Source organism: Prochlorococcus sp. G5PB11 (assembly GCF_059772425.1).
The window spans coordinates 1,858,978-1,879,968 of sequence record NZ_CM186287.1; the positions used below are offsets into that span (position 1 = coordinate 1,858,978).

22 protein-coding genes are annotated in these 20,991 nt (G+C 37.3%); 14 read left to right on the forward strand and 8 right to left on the reverse strand.

The annotated features are described in order from the left end of the window. Nucleotides 1–78 precede the first annotated feature (78 nt). Both ilvB and AC6EI0_RS10725 read left to right on the forward strand, forming a co-directional pair. Nucleotides 79–1,842, forward strand: coding sequence for a biosynthetic-type acetolactate synthase large subunit (ilvB, locus tag AC6EI0_RS10720; protein ID WP_498522485.1), 1,764 nt, complete (start codon nt 79–81; stop codon nt 1,840–1,842). Between the two features lie 153 nt (nt 1,843–1,995). After that, nucleotides 1,996–2,205: a hypothetical protein gene (locus AC6EI0_RS10725; RefSeq protein WP_498522486.1), complete on the forward strand. Its 210-nt coding sequence runs from the start codon at nt 1,996–1,998 to the stop codon at nt 2,203–2,205. A gap of 27 nt (nt 2,206–2,232) precedes the next feature. Here AC6EI0_RS10725 and AC6EI0_RS10730 read toward each other — a convergent pair whose 3' ends face one another. From AC6EI0_RS10730 to AC6EI0_RS10740, 3 genes are all read right to left on the reverse strand, one after another. Continuing rightward, nucleotides 2,233–2,349 carry a hypothetical protein gene (locus tag AC6EI0_RS10730; RefSeq protein ID WP_498523544.1) on the reverse strand — a complete coding sequence of 39 codons (117 nt, stop codon included), beginning with the start codon at nt 2,347–2,349 and terminating at the stop codon, nt 2,233–2,235. 631 nt (nt 2,350–2,980) lie between these two features. After that, entirely contained in the window at nt 2,981–3,868 is an 888-nt protein-coding gene (locus AC6EI0_RS10735; protein ID WP_498522487.1) for a Tab2 family RNA-binding protein, read from the reverse strand. A 29-nt stretch (nt 3,869–3,897) separates the two neighbouring features. Beyond that, on the reverse strand, nt 3,898–5,169 hold the full coding sequence (locus tag AC6EI0_RS10740) for a S1 RNA-binding domain-containing protein (RefSeq protein WP_498522488.1): 1,272 nt from the start codon (nt 5,167–5,169) through the stop codon (nt 3,898–3,900). A 101-nt stretch (nt 5,170–5,270) separates the two neighbouring features. On the opposite strand from AC6EI0_RS10740, the gene AC6EI0_RS10745 reads away from it, so the two are divergent. From AC6EI0_RS10745 to AC6EI0_RS10765, 5 genes are all read left to right on the forward strand, one after another. Next, on the forward strand, nt 5,271–6,068 hold the full coding sequence (locus AC6EI0_RS10745) for a creatininase family protein (RefSeq protein ID WP_498522489.1): 798 nt from the start codon (nt 5,271–5,273) through the stop codon (nt 6,066–6,068). A 74-nt stretch (nt 6,069–6,142) separates the two neighbouring features. Further along, nucleotides 6,143–6,868: an aldehyde oxygenase (deformylating) gene (locus tag AC6EI0_RS10750; protein WP_498522490.1), complete on the forward strand. Its 726-nt coding sequence runs from the start codon at nt 6,143–6,145 to the stop codon at nt 6,866–6,868. 145 nt (nt 6,869–7,013) lie between these two features. Continuing rightward, nucleotides 7,014–8,054, forward strand: a complete 1,041-nt coding sequence (locus AC6EI0_RS10755) for a long-chain acyl-[acyl-carrier-protein] reductase (RefSeq protein WP_498522491.1) — start codon at nt 7,014–7,016, stop codon at nt 8,052–8,054. 26 nt (nt 8,055–8,080) lie between these two features. After that, complete coding sequence (locus AC6EI0_RS10760) at nt 8,081–9,070, forward strand: acetyl-CoA carboxylase carboxyltransferase subunit alpha (RefSeq protein WP_498522492.1); 990 nt, start codon at nt 8,081–8,083, stop codon at nt 9,068–9,070. 26 nt (nt 9,071–9,096) lie between these two features. Continuing rightward, the gene (locus tag AC6EI0_RS10765; protein ID WP_498522493.1) at nt 9,097–9,804 is read left to right on the forward strand and encodes an SDR family oxidoreductase; all 708 of its coding nucleotides are present in this window, start codon (nt 9,097–9,099) and stop codon (nt 9,802–9,804) included. A gap of 22 nt (nt 9,805–9,826) precedes the next feature. Here the strand turns inward: AC6EI0_RS10765 and AC6EI0_RS10770 are convergent, their stop codons facing one another. After that, entirely contained in the window at nt 9,827–10,507 is a 681-nt protein-coding gene (locus AC6EI0_RS10770) for a phosphoribosylanthranilate isomerase (RefSeq protein ID WP_498522494.1), read from the reverse strand. Between the two features lie 20 nt (nt 10,508–10,527). On the opposite strand from AC6EI0_RS10770, the gene AC6EI0_RS10775 reads away from it, so the two are divergent. Then, entirely contained in the window at nt 10,528–11,811 is a 1,284-nt protein-coding gene (locus tag AC6EI0_RS10775; RefSeq protein WP_498522495.1) for a site-2 protease family protein, read from the forward strand. On the opposite strand, the gene AC6EI0_RS10780 is transcribed toward AC6EI0_RS10775, so the two are convergent. Then, a complete protein-coding gene (locus tag AC6EI0_RS10780; protein ID WP_498522496.1) occupies nt 11,802–12,551 on the reverse strand; it encodes a lipoyl protein ligase domain-containing protein in 750 nt (249 codons plus the stop codon). The genes AC6EI0_RS10775 and AC6EI0_RS10780 overlap by 10 nt on opposite strands. 269 nt (nt 12,552–12,820) lie before the next feature. Here AC6EI0_RS10780 and AC6EI0_RS10785 point away from each other — a divergent pair, with 269 nt between their 5' ends. Both AC6EI0_RS10785 and AC6EI0_RS10790 read left to right on the forward strand, forming a co-directional pair. Beyond that, nucleotides 12,821–13,225, forward strand: coding sequence for a hypothetical protein (locus AC6EI0_RS10785; RefSeq protein ID WP_498522497.1), 405 nt, complete (start codon nt 12,821–12,823; stop codon nt 13,223–13,225). A 69-nt stretch (nt 13,226–13,294) separates the two neighbouring features. Beyond that, a complete protein-coding gene (locus AC6EI0_RS10790) occupies nt 13,295–14,308 on the forward strand; it encodes a protochlorophyllide reductase (protein WP_498522498.1) in 1,014 nt (337 codons plus the stop codon). A gap of 16 nt (nt 14,309–14,324) precedes the next feature. Here AC6EI0_RS10790 and bchL read toward each other — a convergent pair whose 3' ends face one another. Then, nucleotides 14,325–15,215 carry a ferredoxin:protochlorophyllide reductase (ATP-dependent) iron-sulfur ATP-binding protein gene (gene bchL, locus AC6EI0_RS10795; RefSeq protein WP_036906964.1) on the reverse strand — a complete coding sequence of 297 codons (891 nt, stop codon included), beginning with the start codon at nt 15,213–15,215 and terminating at the stop codon, nt 14,325–14,327. Nucleotides 15,216–15,575: 360 nt separating this feature from the next. Between bchL and AC6EI0_RS10800 the strand changes: the two genes are divergently transcribed. Both AC6EI0_RS10800 and AC6EI0_RS10805 read left to right on the forward strand, forming a co-directional pair. Next, nucleotides 15,576–16,832 carry a ferredoxin:protochlorophyllide reductase (ATP-dependent) subunit N gene (locus AC6EI0_RS10800; RefSeq protein WP_498522499.1) on the forward strand — a complete coding sequence of 419 codons (1,257 nt, stop codon included), beginning with the start codon at nt 15,576–15,578 and terminating at the stop codon, nt 16,830–16,832. Between the two features lie 4 nt (nt 16,833–16,836). Further along, the gene (locus AC6EI0_RS10805) at nt 16,837–18,414 is read left to right on the forward strand and encodes a ferredoxin:protochlorophyllide reductase (ATP-dependent) subunit B (RefSeq protein ID WP_498522500.1); all 1,578 of its coding nucleotides are present in this window, start codon (nt 16,837–16,839) and stop codon (nt 18,412–18,414) included. Between the two features lie 11 nt (nt 18,415–18,425). Here the strand turns inward: AC6EI0_RS10805 and AC6EI0_RS10810 are convergent, their stop codons facing one another. Further along, the gene (locus tag AC6EI0_RS10810) at nt 18,426–18,791 is read right to left on the reverse strand and encodes a DUF8679 domain-containing protein (protein WP_498522501.1); all 366 of its coding nucleotides are present in this window, start codon (nt 18,789–18,791) and stop codon (nt 18,426–18,428) included. A gap of 101 nt (nt 18,792–18,892) precedes the next feature. Here AC6EI0_RS10810 and AC6EI0_RS10815 point away from each other — a divergent pair, with 101 nt between their 5' ends. Further along, a complete protein-coding gene (locus AC6EI0_RS10815; protein WP_498522502.1) occupies nt 18,893–19,669 on the forward strand; it encodes a BMC domain-containing protein in 777 nt (258 codons plus the stop codon). Here AC6EI0_RS10815 and AC6EI0_RS10820 read toward each other — a convergent pair whose 3' ends face one another. Then, nucleotides 19,670–20,257: a non-canonical purine NTP pyrophosphatase gene (locus AC6EI0_RS10820; protein ID WP_498522503.1), complete on the reverse strand. Its 588-nt coding sequence runs from the start codon at nt 20,255–20,257 to the stop codon at nt 19,670–19,672. Between the two features lie 357 nt (nt 20,258–20,614). Here AC6EI0_RS10820 and csoS1 point away from each other — a divergent pair, with 357 nt between their 5' ends. Further along, the gene (gene csoS1, locus AC6EI0_RS10825) at nt 20,615–20,926 is read left to right on the forward strand and encodes an alpha-carboxysome major shell protein CsoS1 (protein WP_011130577.1); all 312 of its coding nucleotides are present in this window, start codon (nt 20,615–20,617) and stop codon (nt 20,924–20,926) included. The last annotated feature ends 65 nt before the right edge of the window (nt 20,927–20,991 follow it).

The following is a 20,991-nucleotide window of genomic DNA, read 5'->3' on the forward strand; positions in this document are numbered from 1 at the left end:
AATTAAATCTTTGCTTAATTTAGATTAATTGAAATTATTCACACTAAGATTTATTGTTAGTTTAGTTTTTGTTTTGCCGTGACCCTGACTTCTGCGCCCAATCAAATAGGGGATTCAGGATCACAAACTCAAAATGAGATCTCAGGTGCTGATGCCTTGATGGATTCTCTTCGTAGGCATGGAGTAGATACTATTTTTGGCTATCCAGGCGGAGCAATACTCCCAATTTATGATGCGGTTTTTAAAGCAGAGCAAGAGGGGTGGTTAAAACATATTCTTGTTCGACATGAGCAAGGTGGAACTCATGCTGCAGATGGTTTTGCTAGGGCGACTGGCAAAGTAGGCGTTTGTTTTGGTACATCCGGTCCTGGAGCCACGAATCTCGTAACAGGAATTGCCACCGCTCAGATGGATTCTGTGCCTCTTGTCGTGATAACAGGACAAGTCCCTAGACCTGCAATAGGTACTGATGCTTTTCAAGAAACAGATATTTTTGGGATAACACTTCCAATTGTTAAACATTCATGGGTAGTAAGAGATCCATCTGAAATTGCCAGAGTTGTGGCTCAAGCTTTTCTTATTGCCTCATCGGGCAGACCCGGCCCTGTTTTGATTGACATACCAAAAGATGTTGGACAAGAGATGTTTAATTATCTTCCTGTTGAGCCAGGTTCAATAAAGCCACCAGGCTTTGAACTACCATTCGCGCCAGAACATAAAGCCATAAGTGCAGCCCTGGATTTAATTGAAAATGCTGAGCAACCACTCCTTTATGTTGGAGGGGGTGTTATTTCTTCGGGGGCACATGAAACTCTCGCGGCTATTGCTAATAGATTTCAAATACCCGTAACAACAACTTTGATGGGGAAAGGCGCGTTTGATGAACGTGAGCCTTTATCTGTTGGGATGCTTGGTATGCATGGAACAGCTTATGCAAACTTTGCTGTGACTGAATGTGATTTGTTGATTGCCATTGGAGCAAGATTTGATGACAGAGTTACAGGTAAACTAGATACGTTTGCTCCTAAGGCAAAAGTAATTCACTTTGAGATTGATCCTGCTGAAATAAATAAAAATAGAGTAGTTGAAGTTTCCGTATTAGGAGATGTAGGAATTAGTCTTGTTAAATTATTAGACCTCAGTAATCAAAGAAAAATAAATCCAAGAACCTCCAACTGGCTTAACAAAATTAATAACTGGAAAAATAATTTTCCTTTGATAACACCCCCTAAAGAAGGAGAAATTTATCCACAGGAAGTATTAATTGCTTTAAGAGAGTTGGCACAAGATGCTTTCATTACAACTGATGTTGGACAACATCAGATGTGGGCAGCTCAATACTTGTTAAATGGACCAAGACAATGGATTAGCAGTGCTGGACTAGGAACAATGGGTTTTGGAATGCCCGCTGCAATGGGAGTAAAAGTTGCTTTACCTAAGGAGCAAGTAATTTGTATCGCCGGTGATGCAAGTATCCTCATGAATATCCAGGAGCTTGGAACTATTGCTCAATATAAGTTGAACATAAAAGTAATTATTATCAATAATCATTGGCAAGGGATGGTTAGGCAATGGCAAGAAAGTTTTTATGATGAACGATATTCAGCATCTAATATGTCCGTTGGGGAACCTGACTTTATTTCTCTATCTAAGGCTTTTGGTATTGAGGGGATTGTAATTTCTGATAGAGACCAGCTAATACCTAAGCTTCAAGAAGCCTTGGCTAGTGAAGGCCCAGTTCTTGTTAACGTAAATGTACGAAAAGGTGAAAATTGTTATCCTATGGTGCCACCTGGGAAAAGTAACGCCCAAATGGTTGGTATCCCTGAGATGAAAAAATAATTGTAAAAACTTTTTATGAATAAATTTTTTACAAAGATTTTAATATTACTAATTTCTTTTTTTTGTTTTTATTTGGAAGTTGATGCGGCCGAAATTTTGCAAGTTACAAGTTCGTCTGTGTTGCTGATCGGTGATCATAATCGTACCTATACTGTGAAATTAGCATGCACAGAAATCAACCCTGATTTAGAAGAAAAATCAGTTAATTGGCTCAAAAAACAACTACCAAGACATACAAAAGTAAATTTAAAACCTAAAGGCTCAGTAGATGGTGTCTTGGTGGCTAAAGTTATTCCTTTTGATAGCAATATTGACATCGCCGAGGAATACATAAATGAAGGATTAGCAACAAATAAATGCTAAATTAATTATATATATCTTTATCTATGATCATGAATATATGCAGATCCATTGTCTTGAATTATTTTTTTCTCTTCTATAAGAATTAAATAGTCTTGGGTTTGAGTATGTGCAAATTCTATTTGTATTGATTTGATATTGTTTAATAACTTCTTTATATAATGTTAGATAGCAGAACCTTGTATGTCAAAAAGTATTTTATTAGGGTTAGAGTCTTTTTTGAATAAGGGAATCATTTCTTCTCCTTTAATTGCTTTTATACTTGAATTTTTCTTCGCTAAATTTTCACCTGTGATTTGAATAATTAAGTTGTTTTTATGAGATCCTATTTTTTCTAAACGTTTTAAAGTTTTTGTGATAATTTTCTTTTCAAGACCTTTAAATCCGAAATGAAAGGCAGCGATCTTCCTTTTTTATATCAGCGATAAGTATAGGTATGTAATCTGTTTAATATATCCATAGACTTTGATTTTTTGCTTATGTTATTAAACAATCAGTAATTTTATATTTTGAAGTTACTGTATTATTTACTTGAATTACTTTGCTACTATATTTTAGCTTCAGGTAATTGAGCTTAGAAGTAAGATTTAGCTACTCTTGTGATTTTACTGGCTCATTATTGCGAGTTCTTTTAGTGAAGAATGCATGTATGAAATCATATTCTTTGAATAGTTTAGATTGAAAAAATTAACATTTTTACAGCTGGATAAAATCATTTTTTTATAATTATTTCTTAAGGGGGACTAACCTAATTCAATAGTTTTGTTCAATATTGTTGTTAAATTTCTCCAATATCTTTTAGCATCCAAAAACCATCTAGAGAATTTTCTTCAGGACTTTTTTGAACGGAAATAAATTGAAGTCCATCGGCGTCTGTTTTTGTATTTAGAAAATTATTTTCAATAGCCTTTTGTGCTTCTTCTTCTACATCAGTTACCAACCATCTATCAGCTTGCCCTGCTTCTAATATTATTTGGGTCCCTTCGATTAAAAGCTTTGCAGGTTCAAGTCCCCCAAGCCAAGCTGCAAGTGCTAAGGATCTTTTTGGACTAAAAAGTCTAATACCTGGAATAGAAATATTTTGATTAATTGAATCTTTTATGGGGATTAAATTGGAAAACTCTATTTCCCATTCATCGGCTTCTCTAAGTGTATCTAGAGTTAGGGAAGCAAAGCTCCAAGAGTCACCTCTTACCTCTTCTGGTAAAGGGATAGCCTGGTTTGTAATTGGTTTTGAAGGAGGAGAAAGATTGACGCCGATATAGCCTTTTTGCTGGGGATAAAAATTCCTTTCTCTGTCAATAAGCCACTCCAATAATGAATATGTTCTTCTGCTAGAAACAAGTTCAATACCTATTTGATCTGCTGCACGTTTGATCATTGTTTTCATAGAGGATCGCCAACAACGAATAACGGAAGGTTTATCCCAACCTTGTGAATAAGCTGTATCAATAGCTTCGTCTAAAGCATCTTTTAACCAAATAGAATTAACACTGGATGCTGGGCATATCTTTTCCCATTTAAAAGTTTTCGTTGCTTTGAAATTATTTGTAGATGTGATTAATAATTCCCATCTTTTTTTCCCATTTTCATCAATTATTGGGCGGGAATAAAAGTCCATTTCCCAGTCTGCTTTTTTTAAATCAGATTTTTTTGAAGCAATCACAAGTTTTTTTCTTTGTAAATTTAAGAGGGTTAGTTGATGCCTTTCTCTTCCTTCTGAGGATCAACTTTTTCTTTATTCAAGCTATTGCGAGCTTTCACTGCTCGCTCATCCGCTTCTTCCATTACTTTTGCTTTGTCACTAATAAGTTCTCCTGGAGGACCTTCCAAAAGAGCTGTGTTTAATCCAATTCGTCCCCGGGAAGGGTCTAAATCAGTTATCAAAGCCTTAATAGACTCGCCTGTTTGAAAAACTTCTCCAAGGCTTCTCATGCTTCCATTGGTTACCATTGAATGATGCAATAATCCACTGACTCCCTTCAAATCAACAAAAAAACCATAGGGTTTTATGGTTAAGATTTTACCTTCAATTAATTGTCCAATTTCTAATTCAGAAAATCTTGAAGCAATTGCAGCTTTCTTCTCGGAGAGAACAAGTTTTCTTTTCTCTGGATTTACCTCTAAAAAAGCGGTGTTGAGTGTCTTTGAAACAAGAGATTGATGATTCTCTCCGTCTTCAAGTTGAGATCTTGGAATAAAGCCTCTTAAACCTTCGAAGTCGCATGTAACACCACCACGGTTAAAACCATTTATTTTAACTCGAACAACTTTTCCTTCTTTTGCAAGGTTTTGAACTTTTTCCCAGCTTTTTCTTAGTTCTAATGCCCTACAACTAACTGTTACCATCCCATCTGCATTTTGTTCTCTAGTAACAAGAACTTCGACTTGTAACCCTTTTGGGAAACGTTCTTTTAAATTCGTAATTACCCCTAGACCGCATTCATTTTTAGGCATGAAGCCAGGTGCTTTTCCACCAATGTCTACGTATATACCATCACTTTCAATTGCAATAACTGAACCTTTTGCAATTTCTCCAGTTGTACCGATTGGTTGATTTTCTTCTAAGGCTGCTAAAAATTCGTCTTCATCAAAATCAAATTCATCAACTGTTCTACTTCTTTGGTCAAGAATATTTTGATCATCAAAAGTCTGAATATTTTTATTGTCAGAACTATTTTCAAATCTCAGAACATCTTCCATGGTCTGTGTTTTGAGATTGGCGCTAGAGTCTGCGGGAATTGAAGGAGCTTTATTTAACTGAGAAGTTTCTTTTTGATCTAAAACGTTTGCATCAAATCTTTTATCTTTAGATTGATCTGAAATTTCTTTCTCAGCTGATCCTTTGTCAATTATTTTTTCTTCAGTCTTTCGACTGATGTGCATAACCTGTAATGGTTTGCGCGGAGCATTTGCTGCCGGCCTGGGGGGAGTAGCTTTTTTAGGCTGAGAATCTGACCCGGCCATAATACCCTTGTAATAAGTTAAACATTCTTACAGTCAAGGGTAAGTTGTTTTTTAATTATTAGGAGATTTCTATCATTTTTCAAACTCGCCGATTTGAGCATTTGACCTGGCCTGAGGCATCTAAAGCCGCTTCTGCTAAAGGATCTACCTTGGTTTGGCCTTTTGGTGCATGTGAACAACATGGACCTCATTTACCTTTGATTACTGATACTTTTTTTGCTGAGAATATTTTAATTAAGACACTTGAATGTTTGCCAGAAAAAATGCCGATATGGATGATGCCATCCCAGACAATTGGATTCTCTCCTGAGCATCAAGCTTTCCCAGGAACTTTATCTTTGTCAGCAGATGTTTTACTTTCACTTGTTACTGATGTCGGTCAGCAAATAGCTAAAATGGGATTCGATAGATTGGTCTTCTTCAATGCACATGGAGGACAAATAGGACTTTTACAAGCGGTTTCAAGGCAACTAAGAATTCAATGTCCGTCCTTAGCAGTATTGCCTTGTTTCCTTTGGAGCGGTGTTCGGGGCTTAGATGATCTTCTGCCTGAGAAAGAAGTTGAGGAAGGACTACATGCTGCTTTAGCCGAAACAAGCCTTATGTTGCACATGGAACAGGAGTTGGTCCGAAATGATTCATATCTAGAAAAAAAAGAAATAGACAAGGACAGCAGTTCTTCCCCTGAAGGATGGAGCCTTGAGGGTGCATCACCATGCGCATGGCTGACAGAAGATTTGAGCTCATCAGGTGTTATTGGGGATGCTAGTGCTTCAAATTCTGAATTGGGTGCCGCTTTGGAAAATGCACTAATAGATCATTGGAAGTCTCTATTTACAAGCCTTTTAGAGAGTGATTGGCCTCCAATTATGTCAGAAAGACCTATTTCTAGCAGTTAAGATGTGATAACTGAACTACCATTTTGCGTTTAATTCTGTAAGATCACTCAGATTGATAAATTTCTAATAGATCTATGCAAGCTCTTGCATCCGACAAATTAACCGTAGAAAAAGAAGAGTTATGTGCTGACTCTCTACCGGATTTCACCTCAGAGTCCTACAAAGATGCCTACAGCAGGATTAATGCAGTAGTTATTGAAGGTGAGCAAGAGGCTTATGCGAATTTTCTAGATCTAGCGAAATTGATCCCTGAGCATGCAGATGAGCTCGTGAGACTAGGGAAGATGGAGAAAAAGCATATGAATGGTTTTTGCGCTTGTGGAAGAAATCTCGCAGTAAAGCCAGATATGCCTTTTGCTAAAACTTTTTTCTCAAGACTTCATAACAATTTTTTAGAGGCTTTCAAAGTCGGAGATACAACTACTTGTCTTCTTATCCAATGCATTTTGATTGAATCTTTTGCAATATCTGCTTATCACGTTTACATACGTGTTGCAGATCCTTTCGCAAAAAGAATTACAGAAGGTGTTGTTCAAGATGAATATCTGCACTTGAATTATGGTCAAGAATGGCTCAAAGCTAATCTCAAGACAGTCAAGAAAGATCTTATGAAGGCCAACAAAGAAAATTTGCCTCTGATAAAATCAATGTTGGATGAAGTTTCAAATGACGCTGAAGTGCTTCATATGGATAAGGAAGAATTAATGGAGGAATTCATGATTGCTTATCAAGACTCCCTCCTTGAAATAGGTCTTGACAATAGAGAAATTGCCAGAATGGCTCTTGCAGCAGTGATTTAGAGTTTCTTAAAATTATATTTTTATAGCTTCAACTATTCCTCAAGAACTTTCAGTTCTTGAGGAATTCTTTTTTTTTGACCTTGGTGGTCTAACCTTCAATCTTGGAAAAATATTTAGTTTCAATTTTGACCTCGCTTGCTGCCAAATGTTTGGGCTAATTGGACATTCAACAAGTTTTGAAGATGCCAAACGAAAGGCATTGGACTTGGGGTATGATCATATTGCTGAAGGAGATTTGGATGTCTGGTGTACTGCTCCTCCTCAGTTGGTAGAGCATGTGAAAATTGTCAGTGCGATTGGAAAGACAATCGAAGGCGCTTATATCGATTCATGCTTTGTCCCTGAAATGCTAAGCCGCTTCAAAACTGCGAGAAGAAAAGTTTTAAATGCGATGGAGCTAGCGCAAAAGAAAGGTATAAGCATTACAGCTCTTGGTGGATTCACATCAATAATTTTTGAAAATTTTAATTTGCTTCAAAATCAACAAGTGAGAAATACGACACTTGATTGGCAAAGATTTACTACTGGTAATACTCATACTGCTTGGGTTATTTGTAGGCAGTTAGAGCAAAATGCTCCTCGAATAGGAATTGATTTAAGTAAATCAAAAGTTGCGGTTGTTGGAGCTACTGGCGACATTGGTAGTGCGGTTTGTAGATGGCTTACAAGTCGAACTGGTGTCTCTGAACTTCTATTAGTAGCTAGGCAGCAAAAACCTTTGATTGAACTGCAATCTCAGCTTGGAGGAGGGAGAATTCTTAGTCTTGATGAGGCTTTGCCCGAAGCTGATATTGTGATTTGGGTTGCAAGTATGCCTAAAACCTTAGAAATTGATCCATCCAAAATTAAGCGACCCTGCTTGATGATTGATGGAGGATATCCTAAAAATTTAGGTGAGAAGTTTTCAGGACCTGGTATCCATGTCTTAAAAGGTGGAATAGTTCAATTCTTTAAAGATATTGGTTGGAGCATGATGGAATTGGCTGAGATGGACAATCCTAAAAGGGAAATGTTTGCTTGTTTTGCTGAAGCAATGATTCTTGAATTCGAAAATTGTCATACAAATTTCAGTTGGGGTAGGAACAATATCACCCTTGAAAAGATGGATTTTATTGGTCAAGCCTCCAAGAGGCACGGATTTTCTGCGGTTGGCTTGAAAAAAAACATTCAGACTTTAACCGTCTGAATGTTTGAATAGTTGGTTATTTTTCTATGGCTAGACGTTTTCTGCTCGAATTTGAAAAACCTCTTGTTGAATTAGAGAATCAGATTGATCAAATCAGAGAATTAGCAAGAGATTCTGAGGTTGATGTAAGTCAACAACTTCTGCAATTAGAAACTCTTGCTGCAAGAAGGCGTGAAGAAATATTTAATGCACTTACTCCAGCTCAAAAGATTCAAGTAGCTAGGCATCCTCAAAGGCCTAGCACGCTTGATTACATCCAGATGTTTTGTGATGATTGGGTTGAATTACATGGGGACCGAAGCGGAACTGATGATCAAGCTCTCATAGGAGGGTTGGCTCGAATAGGTGAAAGACCTGTTCTTCTAATTGGACAACAAAAAGGTAGAGATACAAAAGAGAATGTCGCAAGAAACTTTGGCATGGCGAAGCCTGGAGGCTATAGAAAGGCTTTAAGGCTTATGGACCATGCAGATCGCTTCAGTCTCCCAATAATATCTTTCATAGACACTCCTGGGGCTTACGCAGGGCTCGTAGCGGAAGAACAAGGCCAGGGTGAGGCAATAGCAGTTAATTTGCGAGAAATGTTCAGATTAAAAGTGCCCATCATTGCGACAGTGATTGGGGAGGGAGGTTCTGGCGGTGCCCTTGGTATAGGAGTCGCAGATAGATTGCTGATGTTTGAACATAGTGTTTATACGGTTGCGAGTCCCGAAGCTTGTGCTTCGATTCTATGGAGAGATGCGGGGAAGGCTCCTGAGGCAGCATTATCTCTAAAAATCACTGGACCTGATCTTGTGAAATTAGGAATTGTTGATGAGGTTCTAAAAGAGCCTTCTGGTGGGAACAATTGGGCACCGCTTCAGGCTGGAGAAACTTTAAAAAATGCCCTTGAGAAGCATTTATCTGAATTATTGGCTTTATCTACTGATGAATTGAGAAAAAACAGGTATACAAAATTTAGAGAAATGGGAAAATTTTTGGAAACTCAGTCTATAGAAAGTGAAATTTCAGTTTAAAGTTTTCATGTTTGCTATTAACTTTCTTGTCAACAGTATTAATCACAGGTGCTTCTAGAGGAATTGGGAGGGCAACTGCCAAAGCTTTTGCTGATTCTGGATGGGATTTACTACTATTGTCTAGATCCGAAGATGAACTGGAAAGTCTATCTCAGGAAATTGAGAATAAGAAAGTCAAGATCCTATACAAATCTATTGACCTCAGTAATTCCAAAAATATCTCTAGTGGGATAGTTGAATTGATGAATAGTGGATTGATTCCCTCAGTATTGATCAATAATGCAGGAGTTGCTTGGACTGGAGATCTTTTATCTATGCCACTTGAGAAATGGGAATGGATCATGCAAATGAACCTAACCAGTATCTTTCAGGTTTGCTCTGAAGTGGTTCCTTTAATGAGAAAAAAAGGAGGATTAGTTATCAACGTTAGTAGCCATGCTGCTAGAAATGTTTTCCCGCAATGGGGAGCATATTGTGTTTCCAAAGCAGCATTAGCAAGTTTTACTAAATGCTTAGCAGAAGAAGAACGAAGTAATTTAATACGAGCATGCACACTTACACTTGGATCAGTAAATTCATCTCTTTGGGATGCTGATAGCGTCGGGATGCAATTTGATAGAGATTCTATGCTCTCAGTTGATCAAGCGGCATCTCAGCTTTTACATCTTGCTAATCAGCCAATTAATCAAATTATTGAGGACATAACACTTATGCCCTCCGCAGGAGCATTCTAAATTAGTCAAATCAAAGTAAAACTCATTTATTGTTTTGTTCTCTTATTTCACGCACAAGAGATTCAACTTTATTCAGGTCTTTAATTCCTGGAGATATTTCTAATCGACTTGAGGCGTCAACCCCATCAGGCTTAAGTTTAGAAAAAATTTCAGGAATTATCTCGGCTGATATTCCACCAGCTAATATCCAAGGAGCTTTAAAAGTTTTGTTAACCAGTAACTCTACTGGGACTCTATTACCCGTTCCACCAAGTGACTTTTCATCCCATGCATCTAGGAGGATAGCGTCAACATACTCCTCGTATTGACTTATGATATTTAAATCATTAATAGATTTTAATCTGAAGGCTTTCCATAATTTAATTGTTGAAAATTTATTCTTTAATTCACGACAATAATCAACTGATTCATCCCCATGTAGTTGGATAACTGATGGTGGAATTGATCTGTTGCTTATACATTTAATTGTTCCTAAATTTTCATTTGCAATAACTAATACTTTCTCAATTTCTGAAGAAACCTTTTCTACTTCATTAAAAATTTTTATACATTCTTCTTCTTCTACAAAACGAGGGGAATTTTTTACGCCAATAACCCCAATAGCATTTATTTTGAATTGAGCTATAGATTTTGCTTGCGTAGTATTTGTTATCCCACAAATTTTTATTGCTGTTGATTTTATCGAAGGAGATTTTCTGATCATTTTCAGAACTTTTATTAGGATTGATTGAAATAGATTTATTGAGAGTTTGGAGGAATTTAAGCTTGGATAGTTGGGAAGTTATGAAAATCAAAGGCATCCCCTTAAGGGTCCATCCTAGTTGGTTTTTGGTTTTCTTATATTTTACTTTGTCAGCAAGAGAGCAGTTTGAGACAATGTTGGATGGTCAAGCATCTATTTTTGATGGCTGGCTGATAGGTGTTTTGACGTCGATTCTTTTGTTCATATCTGTTTTATTGCATGAATTGGCTCATTCCTTTGTAGCAATTGGAGAAGGTCTAAAAGTTAGAGACATAACACTTTTTTTTCTTGGGGGAATGGCAAACCTAGAAAAAGAATGTACAACTTCAAAAGGAAGTTTGAAAATCGCAATTTCAGGACCAATTGTTAGTCTTTTTTTAGCCTTTTTAATGATTTTATTAAGTAATAATTTATCAGTATCAAATCTTGTTTTTTCGAACTTATTTAAGCAGGTTGGGAACCTTAATCTTTTAATAGGGTTATTTAACTTGCTTCCGATAATCCCTCTGGATGGTGGTGTAATATTAAAATCTTTAATTTGGCATTTTACTGGTAGTAAAAGGACAGGTATTAAAGTTGCAATAGCCTCTGCAAGATTGATTTCTTTTATTGCAATATTTTTAGGCCTTTTTAGTTTGCTCAGTGGTAGCTTTTATGTTGCATTTTGCTTATTTATTATTGGTTTATTTATCTTTACTTCAGCCAAGTCACAGAGCCAAATTATTCAAATACAAAAGATATTATCTGAATTGAATGTCAATCAAGTATGCAGTCGCTCATACAGGGTCCTAGAGGATAATTTGCCAGTTAAAATTTTATCTAAATCTAATTCATTAAATAAAAATAATGACTTTAATCAAGATTGGATTCTTTTGTGTAGAGAAGGTAGATGGGTTGGTTATGTGCATGAAAAAATCTTGAAAAATATTGTTGTACAAAATTGGGATAAAAAGTTTCTTTATGAGTTTTCATTGCCAATAGATCAATTGCCATCGATTAGTGAAAAAGAATCTTTATGGCAAGCAATAATAAAAATTGAAAAAACAAGAGACGCAAGATTACTTGTTCTCTCGAGTGCTGGCCTTCCTTTAGGAACACTCGATAGAGTAGATATAGGTAAAGCAGTACTAAAAAAAATTGGATTAAATCTTCCAGATCAATTAATTAAAGTCGCAAGACAAGAAAATATTTATCCAATAGGATTGAATCTTTCTCAAATAGCAAATTCAATGGCTTCGATTGATCTAGAGGATAGTCAAAAATGATTGATTTTGTTGAAATTTTCTATAGATAAACGTTTTATCATTTCTTTGTCTTCTTCATCTAATTTGTAATTAGACATTTCTAAACCAGGCCATATTTCGCTGAATGACTCTTTTAAAATATTTATAACCTTACCTTTATCTTTTATTTCATTTTTTATTTTTGGTGGATCAGTATTAAAAACTTTCTTCCATAATTGTTTTGACGGTTCCATTAATATTTCTCCATGTTGAAGCAAGTGTCCCTTTCTCCAGTATTGGGCACTTCCAATATGCTTGTTTTTATCTTTATCAATCAAGTCAGCTAATGTTGAAGTTGAAAAACAATTACTATTAGATAAATGCACAGGTTCAGTCCCGAAAGATAAATCCACTCCAGCTTTTTTTAGACCACATTTTAACCATTGAGTTGTCTTTAGGTATGATTCTTTTTTGTTCCTTGGTGGATATTTCCATATGAGTGCATAAGTCAGCCCTCTGCTATGAAGAACAGCATTCCCTCCGCTAGGCCTTCTTACGATTTTTAACTGTTCATTTTTTAAAAGTTTAAGCCAGCCTTTTGGTAGTTCTTTTTGATTTTTACCAATCGACAACCAGTCCCCATCCCAGGTGTAAAAACGTACTGCCATATTAAATTTTTGGTCAGTAAATGATTTCTCTAATAAGAAGAGATCAATTGCCATTTGTTCTGGTCCACTTAATTCAAGAGGATTTAAATAAAGAACTTCTTCTCGATTATTCATTTTGCTTTTTAGTTATTTGTTATGAAAACTTTTCAAGTAGAAGCTAAAACATCATAAACTTAATCTAAGAATAGTAAAAGCTATTTGATTATATTTTGAGTCAAAGTATGATATTAAAGACTTATTTGATTTCTTAAAAACATTACTTTCATTATATTCTCCTTTACTTATTTATTTTTCTTGAATTTATAAAGCATTAAAAGTATTGAAAGAATTGATTCTATTGTTAATTAAGTTAACATGAAAACATGTGAGACTTTCATTTGATTTTGGGACAACCTCAGCGTATTGAAGAGCCATTCAGAAGGAAGCGATCAAAGAAAATTATTAAGAGGAATCCTTCTGTAAATAAAAAAATCGATGCTTTTACTCAAGTTTCTCAATTTCAGAGAGAAGAAATTAGGCGAGAGCTTTTATATAGCTATGTGGGATTAATTTTGAAGCTTGGTCTATTGATTGTATTTTCAACAAGTCTCGTGAACTTAGGACTTGCATCTCATCAACGTGTAAATAGGAATCTGGAATTGTCATATCTATTAGAAAGAGAATCAAAAAAACTTCAAAAGTTAAGACTACGTTTTGATGAAATGTTTATAAATGGTGGAGAACAAAGTTTTTTTAAGGAGCAAGATCAGTGGATTACTCCAAATAGTGTCAGAGTTATCTGGCGATGATTAACTTTGCGTCTCTTAGGTTTAGATTTGTCTTTGAAAATTGATTAAAAATAGTTTTTTCTAAAGAAGATGGCTCTAGTACAAGCGGCACCAGGAACTGTCTTAATTACTGGTACAACCTCAGGTGTTGGTTTGTATGCAACAAAGTCTTTGGTAGAGAGGGGGTGGAGAGTTATTACTGCAAATAGATCTTCTTTGAGAGCTGAAACTTCGGCCTCAGCTATTGGTTTACCTATCAATAGTCCAAGACAACTGAAACATATACAAATTGATCTTGGCGACTTGGATAGCGTTCGCAATGGGGCTAAAAGTCTTCTAGAGGATTTGGATAAACCATTGGATGCTTTGGTTTGTAATGCTGCTGTGTATCTGCCTCGTTTAAAAAAACCATTGAGATCTCCACAGGGATATGAAATATCAATGGCAACAAATCATTTTGGGCATTTTTTATTGATTCAGTTGCTTTTGGAAAATCTTAGTAAGTCCTCAAGACCGGTCTGGAAGGGAAGATCTTGGGGGGTGGAATCATCTAGAGTAGTTATTTTAGGGACAGTAACTGCTAACAACAAAGAGTTAGGCGGGAAAATACCAATACCAGCTCAAGCTGATCTAGGAAATCTATCTGGTTTTGAAGAGGGTTTTTGCGAACCAATATCAATGGCTAGTGGTAAACGTTTTAAACCAGGGAAAGCCTATAAAGACAGTAAGTTATGCAATATGATTACGACTCAAGAATTACATAGGCGATTTAATTCTTCTCCCATTCTTTTTAGTTCTCTATATCCAGGATGTGTCGCTAATACAAGATTATTTAGAAACACTCCTAAACTGTTTCAGTGGTTGTTCCCATGGTTTCAGAAATTAATAACTGGAGGTTTTGTCAGTGAAGCGCTCGCTGGTGACAGAGTAGCGCAAGTCGTTGCAGACCCTCAATTTGCTATTTCAGGTGTCCATTGGAGCTGGGGTAATAGACAACGTAAGGACAGACAACAATTCTCACAAGAGTTGTCCGATAGAGTGACAGATCCAGTCACTTCTAGAAAAGTTTGGGAATTGTCTATGCGTTTAGTTGGTCTGAAATAGCCCTTTAAGTATTTATTTAGTCAAATCCAAGTAGATCAAATATTTCACGGTCTTTTAAAGGTTCTGCCTCTAATGGCTCAACGTTATCTATCATTTTCTGGGCTAACGAAAGATATTCATTTTGTACTTCCACTACGCCATCTTCTTCTGGATCCATCTCAAAAATTGTGCACTTTTTAAGTCTTGATCTGCGTATTGCGTCTACGTTACGAAAATGAGCCATGGTCTTAAGACCTGTTTTTTCATTGAATTTTTCTATCTGATCCAATTCAGCAGAACGGTTGGCTATTACACCTCCTAAGCGAACTTTGTAATTTTTTGCTTTGGCATTTATTGCTGCGACGATGCGATTCATTGCGAAAATTGAATCAAAATCATTTGCGGTAACAATTAGACAATAATTTGCATGTTGTAATGGAGCAGCGAAACCACCGCATACAACGTCACCAAGAACATCGAATATAACCACATCAGTATCTTCTAAAAGATGGTGCTCTTTTAGAAGTTTGACTGTTTGACCAGTGACATAGCCACCACAGCCTGTTCCGGCTGGAGGCCCACCACTCTCAACGCACATGACACCATTGAAACCTTTAAACATAAAGTCTTCAGGTCTCAGCTCTTCACTATGAAAATCTACTTCTTCAAGAATATCTATGACGGTAGGCACCATCTTGTGCGTAAGGGTAAAAGTGCTGTCATGCTTTGGATCACAACCGATTTGAAGCACTTTCTTTCCAAGTTTTGAAAATGCAGCTGATAAATTTGAAGAAGTAGTTGATTTGCCAATACCTCCTTTGCCATATACAGCAATAACAAGAGCTCCTTCTTGGATTTGTGCTTTTGGATCTTGTTTTACCTGAACGCTACCTTCACCGTCCTCCTTACGAGTTATTGTCGAAGTCATTAATCTTTTTCTTTCGAAAGTCCTTGTTTATATTCTTGCAGTCAAATATCTCTTTAGGAAATGTTTAGCGAATTCGATACATTTGGCATTAAATATATATCTTCAAATGAAAACATACACATCTTAAGCGGCGAGTATGCGTATTTCTACTCATGCCTTCAGCTTGCGTTGTGGATAAGGAATTGCCTTCTAAATATGTTGTGCGAACTGAGAACTGCTAACTGTTGGGAGCACAAAAGTTACCGTAGTCAGATATTAGGTAACTAAAAAGTAACTAAATGCGAAAGAGATTAAGTGTTTGTTGACGGTTTACCCTTTTTGGATGCAATTTGAATATATACATGTATTAAATTTATTTCTATGAGCGGTGCAACGCTCCTTAAGGAATCTGGTCCAAGAGAGGTTTTCTGCGGCCTAACATCTATTGTTTGGCTCCACAGGAGAATGCCTGATGCTTTCTTTCTGGTTGTGGGTTCTAGAACCTGTGCCCATTTGATTCAAAGTGCAGCTGGTGTGATGATTTTTGCTGAGCCGCGTTTTGGCACAGCTATTTTGGAAGAAAGAGATTTGGCAGGATTAGCTGATGCTCATGACGAGTTAAACAGAGTAGTTAAAAATCTTTTAGCAAGACGACCGGAAATAAAAACTCTTTTTCTAGTTGGTTCATGCCCAAGCGAAGTAATAAAAATAGATCTTTCACGAGTTGCCGAAAATCTGAATATTGAACTTAAGGGTCAAGTAAAAGTATTGAATTATTCGGGTAGTGGAATTGAAACAACTTTCACTCAAGGAGAAGATGGAGCTTTAAAAGCATTGATCCCGTTGATGCCGAAGAGTGATCAAAAGAAATTGCTTTTAGTAGGTACTCTTGCGAATGCTGTAGAGGATCGGCTTACAAGTATTTTTAATCGACTTGGTATAGACAATGTAGAAAGTTTTCCACCCAGGCAGTCAACTGAATTACCTTCAATTGGCCCGGAGACTAAAGTCCTTCTTACGCAGCCATATTTAACTGATACGGCAAGAGAGTTAAAAAATAAAGGTGCTGAAATAATTGAAGCTCCCTTTCCATTAGGTGTCACGGGAAGTACATTATGGATTCAGGCGGCTGCGAATTCATTTGGAATAGAGAAATCTCTAGTTGATTCAATATTAAATCCATTGATATCTAGGGCAAAGCAAGCCTTGATACCACATGTAGAGAAACTTTCTGGAAAGAAATTGTTTCTTTTGCCCGAATCTCAGTTAGAAATACCTCTCGCCAGATTTCTAAGTAACGAGTGTGGAATGGAGATTGTTGAAATAGGAACGCCTTACTTAAATAGAGATTTAATGAAAGCAGAAATAGACTTGCTCCCACCCGATTGTCGTATTGTTGAGGGACAGCATGTTGAGAGGCAATTAGACAGAGTAAGAGATAGTTCGCCAGATCTAGTTGTTTGTGGCATGGGGCTTGCTAATCCACTCGAAGCAGAAGGGATATCAACTAAATGGTCGATTGAAATGGTTTTTAGCCCAATTCACGGGATTGATCAAGCTTCTGATCTAGCAGAATTGTTCTCAAGGCCACTTCGCAGGCATGACATTCTAAATCCTAAAACACTTACATCAAATTAATTTCATGGAATTAACTCTCTGGACATACGAAGGCCCTCCTCATATTGGTGCGATGAGAATTGCCACGTCGATGAAAAAATTACATTATGTTTTACACGCTCCTCAAGGAGATACTTACGCTGATCTTCTTTTTACGATGATTGAACGTCGAGGTAGTAGGCCACCCGTAACATATACAACTTTTCAAGCTAGAGATTTAGGAGGTGATACAGCTGAACTCGTAAAAGGACATATAAAAGAAGCTGTCGATAGGTTTAATCCAGAGGCTCTTTTAGTTGGAGAAAGCTGTACAGCTGAATTAATTCAAGATCAGCCTGGTTCACTTGCTAAAGGTATGGGGTTTGACATCCCAATTGTCAGCCTAGAGTTGCCTGCCTATAGCAAAAAGGAAAACTGGGGTGGCTCTGAGACTTTTTATCAAATAGTAAGAAATTTACTTAAAGACAAATCGGAAGAATCAAAACAAGCGTGGCAGGAGGAAAAAAGAAGACCGAGAGTAAATCTTCTTGGTCCAACTTTACTTGGCTTTAGATGTCGTGATGACATTTTGGAAATACAAAAACTTCTTGGTCAGCACGGTATAGACGTCAATGTTGTGGCGCCATTAGGAGCTTCACCTGCAGATATAATTCGAATACCAGATGCAGATCTGAATGTTTGCCTTTATCCAGAGATAGCGGAATCAACTTGTATTTGGCTTGAAAGAAATTTAAATATGCCTTTTACCACAACAGTTCCTCTTGGCGTTGGGGCTACTCAGGATTTTCTTAGAGAATTACACGAAATTTTAGGGATGGAAATCCCAAAATCAGTAAACGAAGCTAATAATTCGAAACTAACTTGGTATTCGAATTCAGTGGATTCGAATTACTTAACAGGGAAAAGAGTCTTTATTTTTGGAGATGGAACTCATGCTCTTGCTGCAGCAAGAATTGCTAGCGAGGAGCTTGGTTTTAAAGTTGTTGGTCTAGGAACTTATAGCCGTGAGATGGCTAGGAAAGTTCGTCCGGCTGCTAAGGCTCTTGGCTTAGAGGCATTGATAACAAATGACTACTTGGAAGTAGAAGAGGCGATAAAAGAAACGTCTCCAGAATTGGTTCTTGGTACACAAATGGAGCGACACAGTGCAAAAAGACTTGGCATACCATGTGCAGTAATTAGCACACCGATGCATGTTCAGGATGTACCTGCTAGATATAGTCCTCAAATGGGATGGGAGGGGGCAAATGTCATTTTTGACGACTGGGTCCATCCTCTAATGATGGGACTTGAAGAACATTTAATTGGAATGTTTAAGCATGATTTTGAATTCGTAGACGGTCATCAAAGCCATTTAGGCCATTTAGGTGGAAAAGAAACTGAAAATATTAATCAAGTAGTTAAAACTACAATTTCGAATGATTCAACAAATACAAGTTCAGATCCTATATGGACTCATGAAGGTGAAAGGGAGCTTTCTAAAATCCCATTTTTTGTAAGAGGTAAAGTAAGAAGAAATACAGAGAATTATGCCCGCCAAGCAGGATGCAGAGAAATCAATGAAGAAACTCTTTACGATGCTAAGGCTCATTATAAAGCCTAAATTTGGTACTTCTAATTACGCCAATGAGAACTTTCTTGGCTTGATTTAATTAATCTCCAAACATTTCTTGATATCTTTTTAGCAATGAGACCACCTCTCTCAACTCTTGAGGAGCCTGGCCTAACGCCTAACAGTTTTGATACCTCTGTCGTGCTAAGTGGAGCTCCTGTTTCTATGGCTAGAGAAGTTAGCTCAAGCCTTTGACGAAGTTCATAGGTATCACATCTTTCGTCTTCTTTTAGCCAATTCAAGTTGTCAATACCTTTGTCAGACAATTTTTGCATAAGACCCAATGAGACTAAACCAAGCGCTTGCTCCGGATTGATTTCAGTATTTGAGTTATTAGTTTTTGAAACCTTTGGCTGAGGTGCAGTCATTCTTCAATCAGATCTATATATATTGAATTTATCGGCTTAAATTCAGCATGCAAGTCTAAATTGCTAGCTAAAAAGGCAATCTTTGAGGTAATATCTCGCGCATGACAAGATTCGCCACATTTGAAAATAATGAAAGGCGACTAGGTGGCAGCCAGAGAGTTACTGGTGCAGAGGTAAACGAATATCTTGCTGACGATCCAAAGAGAGTAATAACAACTGATTCGGAAAAATCGTTAGTTGCTCGGCAAGCAAGTCATGTAAAACAAATTGAATTAAGAACATATGTTTTCCTGGATTCTTTGCAACCTCAACTTGCGGCTTATATGGGAACTGCAAGTTCAGGATTCTTACCCATACCTGGCGATGCTTGCCTTTGGATGGAGGTTTCTCCTGGAATGGCTGTGCACAGGGTTACAGATATCGCACTAAAAGCCAGCAACGTGCGATTAGGCCAAATGATCGTTGAAAGGGCATTTGGATCTCTTGCTCTTTATCACCGAGATCAAAGCACAGTAATTCATTCTGGCGATGTAGTTTTAGATGCTATAGGAAGCACAATTGATAGGAGAACTAATCCTCAAGTTACATGGACCGAAGTTATTCGATCTATTACTCCTGACCATGCTGTTTTGATCAATCGCCAAAATAGACGTGGCTCAATGATTCAATCTGGCATGAGTATGTTCATCCTTGAGACTGAACCAGCGGGATATGTTTTGATGGCTGCAAACGAGGCAGAGAAGTCATCAAATATCACAATCGTTGATGTGAAAGGAGTTGGTGCTTTTGGAAGGCTGACTTTAGCGGGAAAAGAAGGCGATGTTGAAGAGGCTGCGGCGGCGGCGATGAGAGCTATTGATTACATAAATAAAAATTAATTATTTTTTAATTCCTATAGCTTTCAAAAGGTAAGGAGCTAATTCTCTAGCTGCTTTGCCTCTACTTCCATGTTTTGATAATTGGGCATTATTTAATTCTCCATAAGTGCAATTAGTTTCACGAACCCAAAATAATGATTCAAATTCACCATTTGGATAAGCAGGCTTTTTTAAAATTTCACCCCAGCAAATCCCTATTGTATTTTTAATAATCTCTCCAGTGTTTGTACAGAGCACCATTACGCTGCATACTTTTGCACTTCTGTAAGGACTGTCGCCAAGAGCCGTAAGAATCTTCTCTATCTTTTTTTCATTTGTGTCGGCAAGTCGCGCAGAAAAGATACCGGGAGCATTACCAAGAGAATCAATTTCAAGTCCAGAATCGTCTGCAATGGTCCAACTGTTAGTTAATTCTGCCGCTGCTTTTGCTTTCAATATTGCATTGTCCAGATATGTTTTTCCGGTTTCTTCAACATCCAGAGAGCTAGGTTGTTTCTTGACTTCAATTGGGAGCGGCCCAAGCATTGCCTCTATTTCGGCAACCTTTTTCGGATTACCACTAGCAATGGTTATTAGTGGCTTTTCCAAATCTAATAATTTAAACAGATCTATATAGTCTTACAGGAAGAACTCAAAAACAATAGTCGTCAAATTTTTTAGAAGATTTTGAGACAGTTTTTGGGTGAACATTCCAACCCTGACATAGCCAGGAAGCTGTCTCTTGGGTAAAAATAACTACACGCACGTGTTTACGCAATGCAATATGAGTATGCCCTAACTATTAATCGAACAGTGTTACTCAACTGTCATAGCAAGGGTGATAAGTTTAGCTTATACAAAAGACTAGAAACTGTAATCAGCGCTATTAAAGAATCCCCTTGACTAATCGCTATTTGACGGGCCATTGTCCCACCTGAACATTCCATCCCTTTACTGAAATAGGACATGGCTAGCGAAACTATGGGTATTGCTCTCGGCATGATCGAGACACGCGGTTTAGTACCAGCAATTGAAGCTGCTGACGCGATGACCAAGGCAGCAGAAGTGCGCTTGATTGGTCGTGAGTTCGTTGGTGGTGGTTACGTAACAGTTTTGGTTCGAGGAGAAACTGGTGCTGTAAACGCAGCAGTTCGTGCAGGTGCAGATGCTTGTGAGCGTGTAGGCGACGGACTCGTTGCAGCTCACATCATTGCTCGCCCACATCGTGAAGTTGAGCCAGCTTTGGGCAACGGTAACTTCTTAGGTCAGAAGGACTGATTTTTGAGTAAGTCCCAAGAGGAGAGGACTTTTCAAATTTTCAACCTTCTAAACTAATTAACAGG

Coding starts and splice junctions, on each gene's coding strand:
- AC6EI0_RS10740 (WP_498522488.1), bottom strand. CDS start 5,169: ATGGCCGGGTCAGATTCTCAGCCTAAAAAAGCTACTCCCCCCAGGCCG.
- AC6EI0_RS10750 (WP_498522490.1), top strand. CDS start 6,143: ATGCAAGCTCTTGCATCCGACAAATTAACCGTAGAAAAAGAAGAGTTA.
- AC6EI0_RS10755 (WP_498522491.1), top strand. CDS start 7,014: ATGTTTGGGCTAATTGGACATTCAACAAGTTTTGAAGATGCCAAACGA.
- AC6EI0_RS10760 (WP_498522492.1), top strand. CDS start 8,081: ATGGCTAGACGTTTTCTGCTCGAATTTGAAAAACCTCTTGTTGAATTA.
- AC6EI0_RS10770 (WP_498522494.1), bottom strand. CDS start 10,507: ATGATCAGAAAATCTCCTTCGATAAAATCAACAGCAATAAAAATTTGT.
- AC6EI0_RS10780 (WP_498522496.1), bottom strand. CDS start 12,551: ATGAATAATCGAGAAGAAGTTCTTTATTTAAATCCTCTTGAATTAAGT.
- AC6EI0_RS10790 (WP_498522498.1), top strand. CDS start 13,295: ATGGCTCTAGTACAAGCGGCACCAGGAACTGTCTTAATTACTGGTACA.
- bchL (WP_036906964.1), bottom strand. CDS start 15,215: ATGACTTCGACAATAACTCGTAAGGAGGACGGTGAAGGTAGCGTTCAG.
- AC6EI0_RS10800 (WP_498522499.1), top strand. CDS start 15,576: ATGAGCGGTGCAACGCTCCTTAAGGAATCTGGTCCAAGAGAGGTTTTC.
- AC6EI0_RS10805 (WP_498522500.1), top strand. CDS start 16,837: ATGGAATTAACTCTCTGGACATACGAAGGCCCTCCTCATATTGGTGCG.
- AC6EI0_RS10810 (WP_498522501.1), bottom strand. CDS start 18,791: ATGACTGCACCTCAGCCAAAGGTTTCAAAAACTAATAACTCAAATACT.
- AC6EI0_RS10815 (WP_498522502.1), top strand. CDS start 18,893: ATGACAAGATTCGCCACATTTGAAAATAATGAAAGGCGACTAGGTGGC.
- csoS1 (WP_011130577.1), top strand. CDS start 20,615: ATGGCTAGCGAAACTATGGGTATTGCTCTCGGCATGATCGAGACACGC.